Below are 19756 nucleotides of genomic sequence, written 5' to 3'. Positions count from 1 at the left end.
AGGGCTCATGGCAGGTCACGCCAACTCACTGGCCAGACGGGCCAGGAGTAGTTCGCCATCTTCTTGTTCGAGAAGATCCTGGGGCGCCGTGATGCTGACGACACGCAGGGAAATGTCACTGACCTCCGGTGCTGAAAACAACTCGGCGACCCGGCCCAAGCGTTGCTTGACGGTCTCCAGGCCCTTGCCATCGGTATGGGGAAGCATGATCCAGAAGTACTCTTCGGTACTGCGAGAGCAGCGGTCTGTTTCCCTGACGGTTTCCTTCAAACGATCAGCCACGCTATCGATGAAGGCATGGCCGTGGTGTTCACCCAGGCGAGTCAACGTGCCGGCCAGGTTGACGAAGCGCAGACCGAGCAGTGAGAAGACAGGCGTCTGGTAGCGGCGTACGACCTGCATCTGCCAGGTCAGCAGGTCATAGAAATCCTTGCCGCCTAACAGATTGAGACGACCGAAGTGACGGACCGTTTGATCGCTGAACTCCTGGCGGCAGCGGAAACGGCCGGCCTCGGCCAGGCGGAAATCTCTGACCTCGCGTACTCGCAACTTGTCAGGCGTGTGCGACAGGCCGCAATCCAGGCAGCGTGCCTGCACGTCGGCATCGACAAAAAACGCCTGACATGACCGACAGCGATAGTTCTCCATCGGGCGGTCGTAATCACTGCCGATATGGCGCAACCGGTTCAAGCAGTTGGGGCACAACAACACCCCGTCTTTGAGAAAGGATTCCTGTGGCCCCACATGCCCACAGGTAAAGCAGTGCAATGAAGGCTGCCGTGAAATGTCCAGGGCCTGACATTCGGCACACACATCAATGTAATTGAGCCGGCCCGAGCCACACTCCGAACACAGGCGAACGCGATCGACCAGAACCCCCTCCTCCAGCCAGTCCTGCTGCACCATCAGACTGAGCCAGACAAACGAGTTGACCTGCTCGTTATCAGCCAGGGCATCCAGCAACGGATAGCGATAATGCTGAGGCACCTCCGGGTCTCGAAGGGCATAGATGTGAGCGTTGTCACGCAACCACAACCATGAAAGCACCCGACTTTCAAAACGCTCGGGGGCAGAACCCCGTTTGAACAACCTGTAGCGTTCTTGCCATATCCCCCAGAGGGTTCTTATTTCGCTGGATTCTACAGGGCACGCGCCATCACCCAAGGCTTCACACCAGCCGTTCTGATCACGGCAGCAGTAAATGAGGCTGTAGCGATAAGGGTGAAGGGTGCGCAACTTTCGAAGCACCCGCCCGGAATAAACCGCTGGCAGGTCCAGCAGCACCACATCAAATGCAGGTGCAGCCAACAAGCTGCCCAGATCAGTGAAGTGCTCAAGCTCTGGAAGATTCAAGCTTGGAACTCTATTACCCAGTATCGCAATCCGTGGAGTTGGAGTCGTCATGACGCACGGCCTCGACAGACAGACAAGTACGGTTAAAAGGAGTTAGAAACACTAGCACCGCATCAGAAATACGTCAGTATTATTATGAAGTTATTTTTCTGATATATCGACCGCCAATATTTCGCCATGACTCTTAATTGAATCCCGCCTTGCTCACCGCGCGACGGCTCGGTAAAGCGTCTAATCACCCTCAAAAAATAATTACCTATATTTCATCAGCTTACACACACTTAGTAACTCAATCTTTACAACTATACTCACTACTAGTTAATTGCCACCACTGATAGCGTTGCGCCACTTAACGGCATCAGCAGTTAATTCCCATTTACGCAAAATACTTGCAGCTACCGCACTCATATTAATAAGTTCAAAATATTTTTATACCAAAATGACTCACTGATAGAACCAGAATAATCATGCGATAGTTACACAAGTGAAACATCATAGTTTCAATAATGAACATTAGATCAAATCTGACAATTTTTACTCGGAACACACCTCTCGAAGGCAACCCCGTAACCAGCGATACACAGGGTCGGCATCCAGCCGCGGATGCCAGAGCATGGCGACGGTGAACGCTGGAAGTGACAACGGCAGTGCAAAGCTGTGCATGCCGGTGCGCAGGCTGGCGGTGTGGCGTTCAGGAACGCTGGCGATCAGGTCGGTGGTCCGGGCGAGCGCCAGCGCAGTGGAGACGCCTGCGACGATGGTTGCTATCTGCCGCTCCAGTTCCAGGCGCTCAAGGGCCTCATCAATGGGTCCCTTGTCGAGCCCCCGCCGAGACACGCTGATGTGGCTGCCTGCCGCATAACGTGCGGGGGTTATCTCGCCTTCGCTCAGAGGATGCCCCATTCGCACGACGCCAATAAAACGGTCCCGAAACAATCCTTGGGTTCGCAACTCCGGGCCAGCGGCTGTCCCCACCACTCCCGTTTCCAGATCGACCGTCCCGTCGCGCAGTGACGCGCTGTCTTTGTCGGGTTTGTGCATGAAGCGCAGCCGCACGCCAGGGGCTTGCTCGGCGACGCGGGCAATCAGGTCCGCGCCAAAATTCTCGACAAAGCCTTCACTGGTGCGCAGCGTGAACGTGCGGCTCAGCTGTTTGAGGTCGGGTTGCTCGGCAGGCCGAAGGACCGCTTCTGCGTCCTGCACCAACTGACTGACTCGCTCACGCAGTTCGAGCGCTCGCGGGGTGGCAACCAGACCGCGCCCGGCCCTGACCAACAGCGGATCGCCGGTGGTTTCACGCAATCGCGCCAGTGCCCGGCTCATGGCCGACGGGCTCAGGCGCAAGCGCTTGGCGGCGCGTGCCACGCTACCTTCGGCGAGCAGCACATCAAGGGTGACCAGCAAATTGAAATCGGGAGTGGACATGCAGCGCCCCGCGGCAGAGTGATATGGCGTTGAACGCACGTATCAAGTGCAAACGGTGCGCCTTCCGCCATGTTAGGCCGAGGCGTAGATTTCTGATAGCTCCGCTTCGGGAGTGGCCAGAAAAGAGGAACAGCATGAAATCACTCAGTGCAATCGCAGAGCGTGCGCAACAGACACCGTCGGTTCGGTGGGCGCTGGCCAGTCTTTCGCTGTCGATGCTGCTGTCCTCGCTCGGCACCAGCATCGCCAATGTGGGTTTGCCGACCTTGGCCCAGGTGTTCAACGCCTCCTTCCAGCACGTGCAGTGGATTGTCCTCGCCTACCTTCTGGCCATTACCACCCTGATCGTCAGTGTCGGTCGGCTCGGTGACATCACTGGGCGTCGGCGGCTGCTCTTGACCGGCATCGGCGTGTTTACGCTGGCGTCGGCCCTGTGCGGGTTTGCGCCCACACTCTGGTTGCTGATTGGCGCCCGGGCGCTACAGGGAATCGGTGCGGCAATCATGATGGCGCTGACCATGGCCTTTGTCGGCGAGACGGTATCGAAGGCAAAAACCGGCAGCGCCATGGGCTTGCTCGGGACGATGTCGGCGATTGGCACCGCGATGGGACCGTCGCTCGGTGGCCTGCTGATTGGCGGGTTCGGCTGGCGCGCGATTTTCCTCATCACCGTACCGCTGGGCTTGCTGACGCTGGTGCTCGCGCATCGCTACTTGCCCGCCGATCGCCAGAAGCCCTCGACCGATCGCGCCGGCTTCGACCCGCTGGGCACACTGCTGCTGGCGTTGACGCTCGCCGCTTACGCGCTGGCGATGACCCTTGGGCGAGGCAGTTTCGGTCCGTTCAACATCGCCTTGCTGTTGGCGGCGGGCGGCGGCGCCTGCCTCTTTGTATTCACCGAAGCTCGCGTCACCTCACCGTTGATTCGATTGGCGATGTTCCGTGATCCCGTGCTCAGCGGTAGCCTCGCCATGAGCCTGCTCGTCGCAACCGTGATGATGGCGACGCTCGTGGTCGGGCCCTTCTATCTCGCGCATGGGCTGGGGCTCGATGCCGTTCTGGTTGGACTGGTTTTGTCGGTCGGGCCTTTTGTCGCGGCACTGACGGGTGTGCCCGCCGGCCGTATTGCCGACCGCTTTGGCGCCCAACGCATGACCCTCGCCGGACTCGTGGCAATGGCGACTGGATGCTTCACGTTGTCGGTACTGCCGGAGACGTTCGGCATCAGCGGCTACATCGGCCCCATGGTCGTGATTACTATCGGCTATGCCCTGTTCCAGACAGCCAACAACACGGCGGTCATGGCGGATGTTCAGCCGGACCAGCGAGGCGTCATCTCCGGCCTGCTCAACCTGTCGCGCAATCTGGGGCTGATCACGGGGGCGTCCGCCTTGGGCGCGGTGTTCGCGCTCGCATCGGCCTCGGTCGACATTGCAACGGCGCAACCCGAAGCGGTGGCCAGCGGTCTGCGGATCACCTTCGCCGTGGCGCTGGTGCTGATCTCAGTCGCACTGACCATCGCGCTGGGAAGCCGCGCGCTGGCCGTGCGTCGTGACCGCCGGTAAGCCGACAGGTCGTTTACTTTTCCAGTACGACCAGTGGCGTGTCTTTCTTCACAATGTACGTCGCCAGCTCAGACGCTTTGTTCGCGCCGACGTTCTTCGCGACGTGCGCGGTGCCTGCGGGGATGTACAAGGAATCGCCAGCCTTGAGCGTTACAGGAGGCTGACCCTCGAGTTGGTATTCAAACGTGCCCTCAATGACGTGGGCCACTTCCACCCCGGGATGGGAATGCTTGGGGGACACCACACCCGGCTCGAAATCAACGCGGACCTGGATCACTTCACGCCCGGCGACGTCGAGGTCCTGGCGCAGCAGATCGGTACGGTGAAGGCCCGCCTGCCAGCTTTTTGCCGCAGGCGCCTCTTGAGCTTGAGAGAGCCCCGCGAAAGCGGTGAGTGCCGCGGCAACGGCGACGCCGAGCATGCCAGCGGAGATACAGTGGTTGAAACGGGACATGGCATTTCTCCAATCAGTGCGCGGGAATGCCGCGCGGAGCTTGCCGCGGATGCGGTGGCTCTATTGAGAGGCCGCCGTGTATCGCGCAAGTGTCGCCAATGCCCTGGTTTTGTATGCGAAGGTAGCTGCAGGTGCGCGGGATACGTTCCGATACAAACGGATCCTGCGGACACGAAAAAGCCCGCACAAGGCGGGCTTTGTAAATCGAGTAGGTGGCCGGTGCTGGTCTCCGGCTTACAAGGTTTATCAGGCTTCCCACAGAACAGTTTTGTGCTGTCCTGCTTCACACGGCATAAGGGCTGGATCTCAGCGCGGAGATCTTTCTAACCGTGTACCCTTCGGAACGCGCCCCACGTTTCCTCGCCATCCGCTTGCGCATCAGTCTGCGTCTTCACCTACAAGTTCAAGATTAGTACAAAGTGCAAAGCGCAAGGCGGGCTTTTTAGAACGATTTTTCCCTGTGGGAAGAGCGGCAGGATGGAAAAATACTAACGCCCGTGACACACCTCGCTGGGGCCAATGACGAGCAAAAAAAAAATGGACCCAGAGCCCTAATACCACTCAGTTAAGCAATTTCAGCTGCGCCGCAAACCTTGTAGCAGCTGGCGAAGCCTGCGTTCGGCTGCGTAGCAGTCGTGAATCCGGCTAACGCAGTCCACCTGACACACCGCAGTTGCTGATTTTACGACTGCTACGCAGCCGAACGCAGGCTTCGCCAGCTGCTACGGACTGCATTGCGGCTTAACTGATCGGCATTAACCCAGAGCCCTCCCTGGATCTATGACTGTCTGGTCTTCACGGTGACGAACATCTTGATGCGGTCGTGAATTTCCTGAAGGGCATGACGAAAAGGCTCATGTCGCTCGCTGGTCGTCGGATCTTCAAAACTCCACACCATCACCTCGCCAGAAGACGGCATCCGAGAGGCTTCTTCGGACGATTTATCGCACAGAGTGATGACATAGTCGAACGGCTGTCCCTCAAACTCATCGATTGCTTTACTGCGTAACCCCACGCGGTCTACCCCAATGTGATCGAGAGATTCCAAGGTGCGTGAGTCGATCTCACTGGCTTCGAGGCCAGCGCTGAAAGCTTCGAAGTGTACCGAGTCAGTGTGTCGCAGCAGTGCTTCTGCCATGAGTGAACGAACGTCATTTTTTGCGCAAACGAACAGCACCCGACATTTGTCAGCCATAACGTTCTTCCCCTGTTTCAAACTGTTGGCCTTCATCGAGGCAAGGTTGCTACGGGCTGATCAGTGTTTACTCATCAGACCATGAAGAACGCCGAACCTCAGACCCGGCTCGGAAGGCGTCATGTGCGAGACACCAAACACCTTGAATGCCGCCAGCATCAGCACCAGACCTCCAGGCAAGATACTTTGGCGATGGGGTTGCAAGCCCGACAGGCCGAGTTGTTTGACATGCCCCACTTCAAGCAGGCGCAACGACAGGCGCAACAGACCGCTGTAGGTGATGCCGCTTTCGCCATAGTCGTTCAACCCGTTGGCCTTGAGGACTTTGGCCAGCATCCGTGCGGTGCCTGAAGAGCCAATCACTTGCTGCCAACCCAGCGTGCGATAACGACGCGCCACTTTTTCAAATTGTAGAGTGGCTACACGCTCAGCTTCCAGGAGCGCCTGAGCCGTGATACAGCCACCCTGAAAGTAACGTGCGCCGAAGGTGCCGCTGCCTATGGCGATACTCTCGGTCATCAGGGGCTGAGCGCCCTGCCCCAGAATCAATTCAGTGGAACCGCCGCCGATATCCACGACCAGTCGCCTGTTTTCGGTACCGGGTATCGTATGGGCAATACCCGCGTACACCAGTCGGGCCTCTTCATGCCCAGAGATGACATCAATCCGAAACCCCAGGTGCCGCTCCGCGCTGGCTAAAAACAGTTGCGCATTGTCGGCTTCGCGCACAGCGCTGGTCGCCACTGCCCGCACACGACCGGCCTCGAAGCCGCGTAACTTTTTGCCGAATCGCGCGAGCGCTTGCCATCCCCGATCCAAAGCCAACTCGTCCAGCGCCCCGCCTTGAAACCCTTCCGCCAAACGGACAGGTTCACGCAGGGTTTTCACTTCCTGGATCACGAACCCCTGACGCCGTCTGACTGACTGGCCGATCATCATGCGAAACGCATTAGAACCAAGGTCAATGGCTGCAAATAGAGAAGCGTCTCCTTTCATGGGGGATTCCTTGCAAGCTGAGCGCGCTAGGCGGTTTGCGAGGATCTTGCCATGGGGTCGATGACGCTAAGATGACACCCGCTGCCCTTTACGGACGAACAGACACCAGGATCGCCGGTCTTGAGGAGGTGATCTTCGAAGGACTCAAAAAATGTGTCATCGCGCTGTAACCTTCGACAGTCATACTCAGGCTATACAACGCGTGCTTGTTCTTCTGCTGCCCTTTTAGGCGGCTTTTTTTTGCCTGATGATTTTGGCAGCCGCTTTGACAGATCGACCAATTGGGACTCGGCTTTTTCGAGAGCGGTCGCTGCGCAGCTCTGCCATATCTTTTCCAGCGGGCGCAGGTCGGATTCGAGCAGCGCCTTCTGGCACCATTGATAATGGTCATGCCAGGCGCCCAAAGCCGATTGCAGTGCCTTGAGCGCACTCGCCGCTTTACCCGAAAGCGGTGAAAGACTGGGAAACGCTTCCGTGAGGTAGCGCGTGCGCTTGACCAGGATTCTCAACTCGTGCCGATCAAACCCAGCGTCATCCACGGCAGCATGCAGCCGGTCAATCTGCTTTATCAGTGCTTTTTCGATTTGAGGCTGGACGTGTTTCAAACCGCCGCTGGCTTCCACTGATCGAAAAATGGAAGGCCATTCATCCAACTGGATGAACAAGTTGTTGAGGTGTGGGCTTTTTAGAATCCAGGAGTAGTGAGAGGCCAAGCGCGTTTTTCTGAGTTGAGCCAGGGCAGGAAAGCCCCTGCCCTCCAGTTCCTGAATCATCACCTCCAGGTCCCGAGCGGGTGTAGTCAGCCGTCCCACCTCAGCTGCCGCGATGTTCAGAGCCGCCACCTGGCTCATGGAGCGCATCGGTCGGAGCAAACTCCTGATACGCCTCACGGCGATCCTGAGATCATGCAAAGCTTCGCCATCAGTTCGTGCCTCCAACCGAGCACGGGCGTGATACAGGGCAACCTGAAGGGCCAGTATCTCAGCAACGAACTTATCGACGAATGCCATTTGGTCATCTCATTGAAACGCGATGGACAGGAGATTAGCACTGGCCAGTGCGTTCGACCTGTCTGGCATTAAATCAGTGACCCTCGTGTGGTCGTAACTGGCACTCCTTCCAGACCTCGCGCATCAGCGCCTTCAACATCAACGCCTCGGCCCAGCGATCGGTAATATCACCTCCGTCGGCACCCGTAATGGCATACGGCGGCGGACCGAGTTCACAGGTAAAGGACAGACTGGCAGGTGTGTGCGGTCGGGCCAGCCAATCCTCGATCCCATAGCGCCACCAGCCCAGGAAACGCTCCAGCCAAGGTCGATGCTGGGCGAAGCTCAAAGGCACCTGGACCTGTTCGCCATTGGCGACGCGACCATGAAAACCCCAACTGTGACGCAGGATGGTATGGATCTGCTCGTCGTCCTCGGCGGTGGCCAGCTCTGGCAGTTCTCGGCCCACGACATAGTGGGACAAGTCGGCCAACAGCTTGAGATCGGGCATTTCAGCGAGGATGTCGAGGGTGAATAACAGGTCGCTGGTGAGGCGATAACGGTGGGTTTCCAGCAGGATCGGAAAGTCCACCTGCTCGGCCAGACGCTGCCAGCCTTCGATCAGCTGGATCGCTTGCGCCAGCGTGCGCGGCCTCACATCGGCTTGCAGCGTGAGGTGGTGGCAGCCGTAGCAGGAGGCGACATCAATCGCCGCCGCCAGATCATCCACGGTGCGGGGGAATAGCTGACCTTCGATTTGCAGGCCCTGCGCCTTGGCAGCGGCACTCAGACGTTTTGCCTGTTGCGCGACCCAGAAATGATCGGTGATCCCGTCGAAGCCGGCGGCGGCGATTTTCTCCAGCTGCGCTTCCAGGGGAAGGTCGCATTGGCCGTGCTGATCCTGCATGGCCCACAGGGACTGAAATACCAGAAATTCACGCATGTCAGCTCCTGAGCAGTTGTTTGAGCGGCACACCGGCATCGGCCAACGCGTCCGTCGAGAGGGGGTTATGGTTGGCGATCAGTCGTTCGCACAATTTGATGTCCTTGGCGACGCTATTACCCTGGCCCCAACCGCAAGCACCTTGCAGGCGTTGCTCGGCATCGAGGTAGAACAACAGGAAACCACCGCCCTGGGTTGTCCGGCTCGCCGTCGGTTCGGCGTTGGAAATCACGCCCACGATCTGCAGCCCCCAGTCGTACTGATCAGACCAAAAACCGGGAATGACCTCGTAGGGCTGCTCGCCGCCCAATAGATTCAGGGCGGCGTGATGGCCCTGGGTCTCGGCGTTGCGCCAGGTTTCCTGACGCTGGAAAACGCCTTGCGGGTGCAGCTGAAACTCACAGACATCGCCCGCCGCAAAGATGTCAGGCGCGCTGGTGCGCAACTGAGCATCGACACGAATGCCCTGCCCGACCTCGATCCCGGCGGCTGCGGCCAGTTCGATGTTGGGTTGCATGCCGATGCCCACGACCACCAGGTCGCAGGGCAGAAGCTGACCGTCGACCAGTTGCACCGCCTCGACGCAAGCGCTGCCTTGCACCGCCTCAATGGTTACGTTCAATCGGACATCCACACCCTGACTGCGATGCAGTTCCAGCAGGACGCTGGACAGCCGCTCCGGTAAAACCCGACCCGCCAGACGCGGTCCGGCCTCGAGCAAAGTCACCGAGCAACCCAAGGCTCGGGCGGTCGCGGCGACTTCAAGTCCGATGAAGCCGCCGCCGATGATCACCAACCGAGCGCCGGGCCGCAACGAAGCGCGCAGTGCCAGCGCTTCGTCGTGGGTCCGCAGGTAAAGCACGTTGCCCAGATGCTCGGGCACAGAGGCCAGTCGTCGCGAGCGCCCTCCCGTCGCGAGCAACAGACGCGCATAGGCCAGCCAGCTACCGTCGGCCAACTGCAGACGATGCTGCGGCGGGTCCAGTTTTTTTACCGGATTGCCGGCCAGGTGTTCGATGTCCAGTTCGGCGAGTCGAGCGCTGTCGCACAAGCTGTAACCCGCCAGATCTACCGTGCCCTGCAACAACCCCTTGGACAGCGGCGGACGTTCATACGGAGGGTGGGGCTCATCGCCGATCAGAATCAGGCGACCGCCATAACCTTCAGCACGCAGGGTCAGCGCGGCGCGGCCACCCGCATGCCCGGCGCCGACGATGACCAGTGGAGCATTGGCAGAATTCATGGCTCAGACTCCCTGCAATTAAACCGTGATGGCGAGCAGGACACGCCCCGCCTCGACCCGCACCTGATAGGTCTTGAGGTTGACGCACACCGGTGCGCCAAGGGCTTTGCCGGAGCGGTAGTCAAAGCGCCCGTTGTGCTTGGGGCACTCGATGACATGCTGCATCACCAAGCCATCGGCCAGGTGGATGGACTCGTGGGTGCACAGGCCTGCGGTGGCGAAGAACTCGCTGTCGGCGGAGCGGTAGACGGCATAGGTGTGCTGGCCATGGTCGAAACGAATGACGTCTTCTTCATTAATCTCGCCCACGGCACATACGTCGATCCATTGATCGGTCATGGCGTTTTCTCTTGTTAGTGGTACAGACAGGAAGGTGTCAGGCCGGCGTTACTTCAGCTTCCGCCCGGGCGGTTGCGGCAGGTTCTGCGCGTTGTGGCAAAGGGCGACGGATGAAATAGGTCGGGTCTTTGCGCTGCTTCCAGATGGTCGGGAGGATTTCCTTGAAGGCTTCGAACAGGCTGGTGTACGGCGGTGGGCAGTCGTGGCGGATCTCTTCGTGAAGCTGCGCCAGCGCATGAAACGGCACCATCGGATACATGTGGTGCTCAAGGTGATAGTTCATGTTGAGGTACAGGAAGCGCATCACCGGTCCCATGTAAATCGTGCGGCAGTTCGTGCGGTGATCGAGCTCATCCTCGGCCAGGCCGACATGCTGCGACAGCCCGAACAGGTAGGACAGCCAGCCTCCGTACAGGGTTGGCAGACCGATAAACATCAGCGGCAACCAGCTCTGCAGATACAGTGCGCTGCCCAGGACCAGTCCATAAATCACCAGCCAGACACGGGCGTCCCGCATCACCTTGGGCCACTCGGATTCCGGGATGAACGTCTGCTCTTCTTCATCCATCCGCCCCATTGCATGCCGGCAGACTGAACCCATCGTCTTCAACGCGTAGGGCATTCTGAACAGGCTCAGCACCATACTGATCAGGCTCGGCGGACGAGGCTCGACGATCTCAGGATCGCGGCCGACGATGATGGTGTCGGTGTGGTGCCGCGCATGGCTCCAGCGCCAGACCTGGGGTTCGAACATGAACATGAAGCTCGACAGCTGGTAGACCGCATCATTCATCCAGCGGGTTTTGAACGCCGTACCGTGACCCGCTTCGTGCCAGCGGGCATTGGACGCGGTGCCGTAAAGCAGCCCATAGACGAAGAAGAACGGAACGCAGGCCCAGGAGCCCCAGAACCAGTAACCACCGAAGCCGGTGACGACCATTGACAGCAACCAGATCGCGGTATCGCGCAAGGCCGGGCCGTCGCGGCGCTGCATCAGTTCCTTCATGCGTTTACGGGAAATGGGCGATTGGTACCAGGTGGCCGACACCAAACCTTTTTGCGCCGCTTTGGCGGCTTCGGGACCGAGCAATCGATAATCCCGAGGCACGGGTTTACCGCGGTTTTCATAGGCTGCGTTTTGTTCAGGCATTTTATTGTTCTCCGCAAGCTTGATGGTTTTAGGCACTTGCTTCGATGCGAAATCACATCGTTGGAGAAAAGATAGAGAGCCCAAAGATTACCCTCAAGCCCTTGAATACATTCCCTATCAAGCTATCATCCAGGCCCAGCAAGGCTTGATAGTTTTCTATCAAGGCGTTTTCGGGACCCGCCATGAACAACACTAAACGCCCCACCATCGCCACGGTCGCCGAACACGCTCGGTTGAGTGTCGCCACCGTAGACCGGGTACTTAACGCCAGGGCGCCGGTCAGCCCGGCCGCCGCCGAGCAGGTATTCCAGGCCGCCGAAGCCGTCGGTTATTTCGCCGCCCGGCTGATCGGTCAGCGGATCCGCGAACGGCGTCCCAGTTATCGTTTCGGCATCCTCTTGCTCGGTACCGCCCAAGCGTTCTATTCCAATGTTGCCGCCGCCATCACCGAGGCGGCGCAGCGTCAGACCGGTGCCAACCTGAGCTGTCAGTTCGAGTACGTATTCGATCGCACACCGAACGCCATCGTTGCTCAGATTGAACAACTGGCGGTGCAGTGCGATGGTCTGGCGGTGGTCAGCTTCGCTCACCCGCTGATCAACGCCGCCATCGCCCAGATCAGAGAGGCCGGTGTGCCGGTGATTGCCCTGCTGTCCGACATCGATGAGGCCGCGAATGAGCCTTACGTCGGCCAGGATAATCTTGCGGTCGGGCGCACGATGGGCTGGCTGATGGCTCACACCTGTGGTGCGCGCAAAGGCAGCATCGGGGTCCTGCTCGGCGGCCACCGTTTTCTCGGCCATCAGGCTCGCGTGGAGGGGCTGCGCAGTTACCTGGCGGAGCACGCACCGGGGTTGCGGCCGCTTGAAGCGGTGATCAATCTGGACAACTGCGACATCACCGAAGAGGCGACGCTGGAACTGTTGGCGCGGCATGACGATTTGCGGGGGTTGTGCGTGGTCGGCGGTGGCGGCGACGGCATCATCAGTGCCCTGTCGCAGTTACCGAAGCGGCCGTCGCTGTGCTGCATTTTGCAGGAGTCGACCGAGCTGTCGCGCCAGGCTTTGTCGCAGGGTTTGATCAGTTTGGTCATCGATTCCCAGCCGCGATTGCTAGCGACAGCGTTGGTCGATTTGCTGGTGGAATTGCAGACCACGCCGGACTTCGATCCGGCCCGGCATCGCATCCATATTCCTTTGCAGATCGTCACGTCAGAAAATGCCCGGTCCTGAACCTGTGAGCGGTATCGAGTACATCTACACACTTCGCAGACACACTAAACCTGTAGCGAGGGAGCTTGCTCCCTCGCCACAGGCCTGCGGACGGGAAGTCAGCAGGCCATGCACGTCGCCGTTTACAGGTCGGTGATTTCCTTATGACGTGGCACCAGCGCCTTCATCACGCTCCACGCCACCAGATAGGCCAGTGCACAGATGGCAAACATGATCATGTAGCCGGTATGGATATCGCCGATCAGTTTGTAATGGTCGATCACCCAACCACCGGTCTTGGTCATCACGACGCCGCCCAAGCCGCCGGCCAAACCACCAATGCCCACCACCGAAGCGATGGTTTTTTGCGGGAACATGTCAGACACGGTGGTGAAGATGTTGCACGACCATGCCTGGTGCGCCGATGCGCCCACGCCGATCAGCAGCACCGGCACCCAGAAACTGATGTAACCGAATGGCTGCGCCAGCAGTACCAGCAGCGGGAAGAAAGCGATCACCAGCATGGCTTTCATACGGCCGTCATACGGCGCATCACCGCGTGACATGAAGTAGCTCGGGAACCAGCCGCCGCCGATGCTGCCCACCATGGTCATGCTGTACAGCACGGCCAGCGGCAACACGATGGCCTGGCCCTTCATGCCGTATTGCGCCGACAGGTAGGTCGGAAGCCAGAACAGGAAAAACCACCAAACGCCGTCGGTCATGAATTTGCCGAAGGCAAAGGCCCAGGTCTGGCGGTAGGTCAGCAGCTTGAACCACGATACTTTTTTAGCGGCGGCACCCGAGTCTGTGCCGGTGAGCGCTTGCGCGCCCTGATCGCTGCGGATGTAGGCCAGTTCCTGCACCGACAGGCGTTTTTGCTGCTCCGGTTTTTCGTACAGTGCAATCCACACCGCCACCCAAACGAAGCCCAACGCACCGATCACGATGAACGCCGCTTCCCAGCCCCAAAGGCCGGCAATCAGCGGCACGCTGATCGGTGCCAGGACCGCGCCCACATTGGCGCCGGAGTTGAAGATACCGGTGGCGAAGGAACGTTCCTTCTTCGGGAAGTATTCGGCGGTGGCCTTGATCGCGATCGGGAAGTTACCCGCTTCGCCGATCGCCAGCACGGCGCGCGCCAGCATGAAACCCGCGATCGAAACCGGGATGACGGCAAAGCCCAAGGCGCTGCTGATGCCGGCAATACCCTCGCCCATCGGCTCCGCAAAGGCGTGCATGATCGCGCCGGTCGACCAGATGCCGATCGCTAGCACATAGGCGGTCTTGGTGCCGATCTTGTCAACGAAGCGGCCGGCGAACAGCATGGAAATCGCGTACACAAACTGAAAGACAGACGCGATGTTCGCGTAATCGGTGTTACTCCAGCCAAATTGCGTCGACAGATCCGGCGCCAACAGACTCAGTACCTGGCGGTCCAGGTAATTGACGGTAGTGGCAAAAAACAACAGCGCGCAAATCGTCCAGCGGTACTTGCCGACAGCCTGGCCGATTCGTTGCGGATTGATGGGCTCGTTCAGATTCATGGCATCACTTTATTGTTGGATTATGGTGATGATCTCTCGGTTTCAAGCGAGATCAATTGTGTCGCAGAGCATCGCCAAAACGCGATGAATCCACGCCACTGTATGGCGGGCTCGAAAATGGGCACTCCCTGCTCAGCGGCTGGAGTTGGACATTTGGCATGAGCTATCGGGCGTTGGGTGGGACAGTTGTATGGGACAAGCCTGACCGTGGAGATGGGCAAGCAGTCGAGGTCGAACCATAAGAAGCGGCATTCTGGAAGATGCGCAGGCGGGTTGAATTCATGATGGGGCCGACACTCGTTTTTATTTTTAGTGTTTAACAGCCGATAATCGTCTGTCGTCGTACAACCGTGTCTTTTATATCGATATCACTACCGGGCTGTCAATCTGAAAAATTGCCGTTCGTCTCGACAAAGGCTGCCCATTAAAAGCGCAACTTCGTACAGATGCCGCTGGTTGTGGGCCCGTCAGGTTTTTGTTTTTCGGGTGTTGATCGCAAGATCTGGGCGTTTTGACACCAAGCAAAGTCGTACGACAACGCCATCCAGCACGATCACTGGCCGAAATCAGACCGTATCCACTCGGCACCCATTGCTGCACCTGGTACAGCAATGAACTGCAATTGCCCTGACTAGTGCTTCACTGGCAACTCATTAGACTCTCAGCACGACCAACGCATCGGGAGTTCCAAATGGTAAGCACCGTTACACTTCAGGAAACTGGCGGGCCTCAGGTTTTGCGGTTCGAAAAAACCACTGCGCAAACACCGGGTGCCGGAGAAGTCTGGCTGGAACAAGCGGCCATCGGGCTCAACCCTTTGGACGTGAGCCAACGCTCCGGAGCTGCCCGTGTTCCCCTGCCCTCCGGACTCGGCCTCGAAGGCGCCGGACAGGTCACGGCGATCGGGCCAGGTGTCACCGAAGTCGCCGTGGGGGACCGAGTCGCGTACGCCACGGGCCCGATGGGTGCTTATGCAAGCGGTCGCCTCTATCCGGCCAATCGGCTTGTGAAGATTCCCGACGACCTCGGTTTCGACGAAGCGGCGGCCCTGCTCTTCAAGGGCATCACCGCCCACTACTTGCTCAAGTCGACCTACCCCGTTGGCCCAGGCACCAGAATGCTGGTGTATGGCGCTGCGGGTGCGTTGGGGCAAATCATGGTGCCTTGGGCCAAACACCTTGGCGCCTTCGTGATAGGCGTGGTCTCGAAACAGGACAGTTTCGAGCGGGCCAAGGACGCCGGTTGTGATGAAGTGCTGGTGTTCGACGCAGCGACACTGGCTGCCCAGGTTGTGGAGATCACCCACGGGCAAAAGGTTGACGTCGTGTATGACCCCATCGGGCGGGTTTCTTTCGAAGCCTCCCTCGACAGCCTTCGCCCGCGTGGCGTGATGGTGTCTTTCGGCATGGCCTCGGGAATCCCGCCGGCTGTCGAGGTCAGCACCCTCAACGCCAAAGGCTCTCTGTTCCTGACCCGACCGTCTCTCGCCGCGCATACGGCCACCGCGCATGAGTATCAGCAGCGCGCACAGGAGGTGTTGCAAGCGGCGGCGGCCGGTATCATTCAACCTCGAATCTGGCGTAGCTACCCATTGGCTGACGTAGCGCGGGCGCACGCCGATATGGAAAGTGGACTGTCGCAAGGTGCAATTGTCCTTACGCCCTGAGTAGACGCCGGGACGAAACCTATGCCCCCGAGCCTTCATCAGCACCGTTTGTTTGCTTGAATTTGCGAGGTTTGCCGTTGCATGGATCTGTTCGATAGCCGACAGGCAGATGAACTCGCCACACTCTTGGCGCTCTCCGAACACGGCTCTTTTGCCGCCGCCGGAAGGAGGCTGCAACGGCACCCGTCGGTGCTGTCCAAACGGCTCAGCGCGTTGGAACTTCGTCTCGGAATACGTCTGGTGGAACGAACCACAAGGCAACTGCGTTTTACCGACGAGGGACAGCGTCTGGTCTCGCAGCTTGGTCATGCCGTCAGTTTGATTTCCCAAGCGGAGCAAGAGGCAGCCCAAGGCGCGGCACAGGTCAGGGGACGGTTGCGACTCGCCCTGCCAGCCGCGATGGGACGATTATGGCTCAGCGCGCTGGTGTCGGAGTTCGCCCTGGCTTACCCCGAGGTGTCGCTGGAGGTCGAATACTCGGAGCGATTCGTCGACATCGTCGCGGAGGGTTTCGATGCCGCGATCCGAATCGGTGAGCTGTCAGACAATCGACTGGTCGCCAGGAAGCTGTGCGATCACCGCCGAATCCTCTGTGCTGCACCCGCCTACCTGCAACGCCGGGGCGAACCGAAGACACCGGCAGACCTCGCTGATCACAATTGCCTGGGCTTCACCGGACTGCATTCGTACCCGGAATGGAAGCTGACGCGTGATGGCGATCAGCAGAGCATCAGGGTGCGCAGCGCCATGGTCAGTAACGACAATGAGGCGCTCCTGTCCGCTGCCCGCATGGGGCTGGGCATTCTTGCCGGCGGTGAGTGGCTCATGACGAGGGACATCGATAGCGGTCATCTCATCAGAGTGCTTCCCGACTGGCAGCTGGATGCAGACGCGGGTGTCTATCTGGTGCGCCCGTCAGCCAAGTACAACACGGCAACGACGACTGCGTTCAAGCACTGGATCGAGGCAGCGTTTGCGCGAGGCGCGCCATGGCAGTTGCCCCGACCTTAGCGCTTGAAACCGAAACCTGTCGGCGAGGCGGCGTCAGGGTTTCGCACGCCCGCTTGTGTTGAGCGCCACGGCGGCGAGAATCAGCGCCTTCAAGGCGTTCTCATCAATCGTGTCGCCCTCATGCAAATCAATCGCACGTCGGGTGTTGCCTTCGAGGCTGGCGTTGAAGAGGCCTGAAGGGTCCTCCAGCGAGGCGCCCTTGGCAAACGTCAGCTTCACGACCTGCTTGTAGGTCTCGCCGGTGCAGATGATTCCGCCGTGCGACCACACTGGAACGCCCCGCCACTTCCATTCCTCGACCACGTCGGGGTCGGCTTGCCGGATGAGCGTTCGGACTCGAGCGAGCATCTCACCCCGCCAATCTCCCAGCTCCTTGATTCTCGCGTCGATCAGCTGAGAGGCAGAATCTGCGCCCTCTTCTTCCTTTGCACCGACCTGCTCTTTGTTCATGGTGGTTGTCGCCTTCTTCATGAGGGTGTCGAAAACCGGGTGTTACAGCGTTTTTTGACTGTTGCCGAGGGTCTTGGCCTTTTCGATCCCCCAGTCGAAGGCAGCCTCCATGTCCAGCAGATGCGGTTTTGGATCGTGGTCCTCAAAAATGGCCGTGCCATCGGGCCGGTAAACACCGATGAACATCCCCAGCGAGCCGTCCTTCAATATCTCGGCTTTGACCTCGATCTTGCATCCGTTCGACAGCGTTTCCTTGTGGTGCATATGGCGTTCAGTCATGGCTGTATTTCTCCCGTCGTTGAAGTCCGAGTAGCGCATTTACCCATTGGCCATGTTAGCTCAGTGCGGCCCACTAAAAGGCCTGCCAGGACAGCGGCGTAATGCCACCTATACTAGAAGCCACCGCCCCCACGGGGTCTGCACTCCCAACAATAAAAAGCAGAGGTGGAACATGGTCTGGCAGCAAATCTACGATCCGTTCGGTAACCCGATACTTTCAACCATCATGGCAGCAGTGCCGGTCGTGGTGATGCTGGCAGCCCTGGCGTTTTTCCATGTCAAGGCGCATCTGGCCGCATTGATGGCCCTGGCGTCTGCGCTGGTGATCGCGATCTTCGCCTTCGGCATGCCGGCGAACATGGCCGGCTCAGCCGCACTGTACGGCGCCGCCAACGGCCTGCTACCCATTGGCTGGATTGTGCTCAACATCATCTTCCTGCATCGGCTGACCACCGAGAACGGCTCGTTCAAAGTGCTGCAGGATTCCCTGGCACGCATCACCGACGATCGACGCCTGCAACTGCTGCTGATTGCCTTCTGCTTCGGTGCGTTCTTCGAAGGGGCCGCAGGCTTCGGTACGCCGGTGGCGGTGACCGGGGCAATTCTGATCGGGCTGGGCTTCTCGCCACTGGCCGCGTCTGGCCTGGCGTTGATCGCCAACACCGCGCCCGTGGCGTTCGGGGCGCTGGGCACGCCGATCATCACCCTGGCCAAGGTGACCGGGCTGGATGAAATGGAGCTGTCGATGATGGTCGGCCGGCAATTGCCGTTCTTCTCGGTGATCGTGCCGTTCTGGTTGATCTGGGCCTTCGCCGGTTGGCGCAAGATGCTGGAAATCTGGCCGCCGATTTTGGTGGCCGGGGTCAGTTTTGCCGTGCCGCAGTTCCTGGTGTCCAACTACCACGGGCCGATGTTGGTGGACGTGATCGCCGCACTGATTTCCATGGCCTGCCTGACCGGTTTCCTCAGGGTCTGGAAACCGACCACCGTGCATACCTCCGCCGCACTGTCCGGGCGCGTCGACAACTCCAAGATTGCCGAAGAGCATGACGAAAAACCCGTCGCCAGCGCGACCTTTGCCAGCGATGCCAAGCCTGCGGTGATGCGTGCGTGGATGCCGTGGATAATCCTCACCGTGTTCGTGTTCGCCTGGGGCACCCAGGGTTTCAAAAACATGTTCGATACCCGCCCGGCGATTGATCCGGCCACTCACTCGGCCAAGCTCGACCCTCAGGGCAAACCGATGCGCGAAGCGAATCCGATCTTCGCCCCGATCGTGACGTTCACCACGATTCACCAGCAGATCGAGAAGGTCCCGCCTGTAGTGCCCGCGCCTAAAGCCGAGGACGCGATCTACAAGTTCACCTGGCTCACCAGCACCGGTAGCGGCATCCTGCTGGCGGCGATCCTCGGCGGACTGCTGATGGGTTATTCCATTCCACAGCTGATCCACCAGTACCTGCGAACGATCTGGGTCGTGCGTTACTCGCTGATCACCATCGTCGCGATGCTCGCCCTGGGCTTCCTCACCCGCTATTCAGGTCTGGACGCGACCATGGGCCTGGCCTTCGCCGCGACGGGCATCTTCTACCCCATGTTCGGCACCCTGCTCGGCTGGCTCGGCGTGGCATTGACCGGTTCGGATACGGCGTCCAACGTGCTGTTCGGCGGCTTGCAACGGGTGACCGCCGAGCAGCTGGGGATCAGCCCGGTGTTGATGGCTGCCGCCAACAGTTCCGGTGGGGTCATGGGCAAGATGGTCGACGCGCAGTCAATCGTGGTGGCCTCCACCGCCACCCGCTGGTACGGGCATGAAGGGGAAATCCTGCGTTATGTGTTTTTCCACTCGATCATCCTGGCCATCTTGGTCGGTGGTTTAGTGACATTGCAGGCGTATGTGGCGCCGTTCAGTCATATGGTTGTTGGTGGGCATTGATTGA

General features: G+C 59.3%; 18 protein-coding genes. 5 read left to right on the top strand and 13 right to left on the bottom strand.

Annotated features, from left to right (window positions below):
* Positions 1-15: 15 nt before the first annotated feature.
* Complete coding sequence (locus tag VD17_RS23495; RefSeq protein ID WP_046055892.1) at positions 16-1404, bottom strand: diguanylate cyclase domain-containing protein; 1389 nt, start codon at positions 1402-1404, stop codon at positions 16-18.
* A gap of 483 nt (positions 1405-1887) precedes the next feature.
* Positions 1888-2778: a LysR family transcriptional regulator gene (locus VD17_RS23490; protein WP_046055891.1), complete on the bottom strand. Its 891-nt coding sequence runs from the start codon at positions 2776-2778 to the stop codon at positions 1888-1890.
* Positions 2779-2912: 134 nt separating this feature from the next.
* Here VD17_RS23490 and VD17_RS23485 point away from each other — a divergent pair, with 134 nt between their 5' ends.
* On the top strand, positions 2913-4343 hold the full coding sequence (locus tag VD17_RS23485; protein WP_046055890.1) for an MFS transporter: 1431 nt from the start codon (positions 2913-2915) through the stop codon (positions 4341-4343).
* A gap of 13 nt (positions 4344-4356) precedes the next feature.
* Here the strand turns inward: VD17_RS23485 and VD17_RS23480 are convergent, their stop codons facing one another.
* The 8 genes from VD17_RS23480 to VD17_RS23445 all read right to left on the bottom strand — a co-directional run bounded on the left by VD17_RS23480 (position 4357) and on the right by VD17_RS23445 (position 11652).
* On the bottom strand, positions 4357-4797 hold the full coding sequence (locus tag VD17_RS23480) for a cupin domain-containing protein (protein ID WP_046055889.1): 441 nt from the start codon (positions 4795-4797) through the stop codon (positions 4357-4359).
* Between the two features lie 778 nt (positions 4798-5575).
* Complete coding sequence (locus tag VD17_RS23475; protein ID WP_046055963.1) at positions 5576-5992, bottom strand: arsenate reductase ArsC; 417 nt, start codon at positions 5990-5992, stop codon at positions 5576-5578.
* A 60-nt stretch (positions 5993-6052) separates the two neighbouring features.
* Positions 6053-6988, bottom strand: coding sequence for a Ppx/GppA family phosphatase (locus tag VD17_RS23470; protein ID WP_046055888.1), 936 nt, complete (start codon positions 6986-6988; stop codon positions 6053-6055).
* A 191-nt stretch (positions 6989-7179) separates the two neighbouring features.
* Positions 7180-7998, bottom strand: a complete 819-nt coding sequence (locus VD17_RS23465; protein WP_046055887.1) for a CHAD domain-containing protein — start codon at positions 7996-7998, stop codon at positions 7180-7182.
* A 73-nt stretch (positions 7999-8071) separates the two neighbouring features.
* Entirely contained in the window at positions 8072-8920 is an 849-nt protein-coding gene (locus tag VD17_RS23460) for a sugar phosphate isomerase/epimerase family protein (protein WP_046055886.1), read from the bottom strand.
* 1 nt (position 8921) lies between these two features.
* Positions 8922-10163, bottom strand: coding sequence for an NAD(P)/FAD-dependent oxidoreductase (locus VD17_RS23455; RefSeq protein WP_046055885.1), 1242 nt, complete (start codon positions 10161-10163; stop codon positions 8922-8924).
* Between the two features lie 18 nt (positions 10164-10181).
* Entirely contained in the window at positions 10182-10502 is a 321-nt protein-coding gene (locus tag VD17_RS23450) for a MocE family 2Fe-2S type ferredoxin (protein WP_046055884.1), read from the bottom strand.
* A 37-nt stretch (positions 10503-10539) separates the two neighbouring features.
* Complete coding sequence (locus tag VD17_RS23445; protein ID WP_046055883.1) at positions 10540-11652, bottom strand: fatty acid desaturase family protein; 1113 nt, start codon at positions 11650-11652, stop codon at positions 10540-10542.
* A 182-nt stretch (positions 11653-11834) separates the two neighbouring features.
* Here VD17_RS23445 and VD17_RS23440 point away from each other — a divergent pair, with 182 nt between their 5' ends.
* Complete coding sequence (locus tag VD17_RS23440) at positions 11835-12884, top strand: substrate-binding domain-containing protein (RefSeq protein ID WP_046055882.1); 1050 nt, start codon at positions 11835-11837, stop codon at positions 12882-12884.
* A gap of 122 nt (positions 12885-13006) precedes the next feature.
* On the opposite strand, the gene VD17_RS23435 is transcribed toward VD17_RS23440, so the two are convergent.
* On the bottom strand, positions 13007-14410 hold the full coding sequence (locus tag VD17_RS23435; protein WP_046055881.1) for an MFS transporter: 1404 nt from the start codon (positions 14408-14410) through the stop codon (positions 13007-13009).
* 691 nt (positions 14411-15101) lie between these two features.
* On the opposite strand from VD17_RS23435, the gene VD17_RS23430 reads away from it, so the two are divergent.
* Positions 15102-16076 carry a quinone oxidoreductase family protein gene (locus VD17_RS23430; protein ID WP_046055880.1) on the top strand — a complete coding sequence of 325 codons (975 nt, stop codon included), beginning with the start codon at positions 15102-15104 and terminating at the stop codon, positions 16074-16076.
* A gap of 81 nt (positions 16077-16157) precedes the next feature.
* A complete protein-coding gene (locus VD17_RS23425) occupies positions 16158-17087 on the top strand; it encodes a LysR family transcriptional regulator (RefSeq protein WP_046055879.1) in 930 nt (309 codons plus the stop codon).
* 33 nt (positions 17088-17120) lie between these two features.
* Here VD17_RS23425 and VD17_RS23420 read toward each other — a convergent pair whose 3' ends face one another.
* Positions 17121-17537, bottom strand: coding sequence for a DUF1801 domain-containing protein (locus tag VD17_RS23420; RefSeq protein WP_221174447.1), 417 nt, complete (start codon positions 17535-17537; stop codon positions 17121-17123).
* 42 nt (positions 17538-17579) lie between these two features.
* Positions 17580-17816: a hypothetical protein gene (locus VD17_RS23415; protein ID WP_008151753.1), complete on the bottom strand. Its 237-nt coding sequence runs from the start codon at positions 17814-17816 to the stop codon at positions 17580-17582.
* A 172-nt stretch (positions 17817-17988) separates the two neighbouring features.
* On the opposite strand from VD17_RS23415, the gene VD17_RS23410 reads away from it, so the two are divergent.
* Positions 17989-19752, top strand: coding sequence for an L-lactate permease (locus VD17_RS23410; RefSeq protein ID WP_046055877.1), 1764 nt, complete (start codon positions 17989-17991; stop codon positions 19750-19752).
* Positions 19753-19756 lie beyond the last annotated feature (4 nt).

The sequence above is a fragment of the Pseudomonas fluorescens genome, assembly GCF_000968015.1.
Classification (GTDB): Bacteria; Pseudomonadota; Gammaproteobacteria; order Pseudomonadales; family Pseudomonadaceae; genus Aquipseudomonas; species Aquipseudomonas fluorescens_W.
Note: the sequence above shows the minus strand (reverse complement) of the source record. Positions and strands in the feature narration are given on the sequence as shown.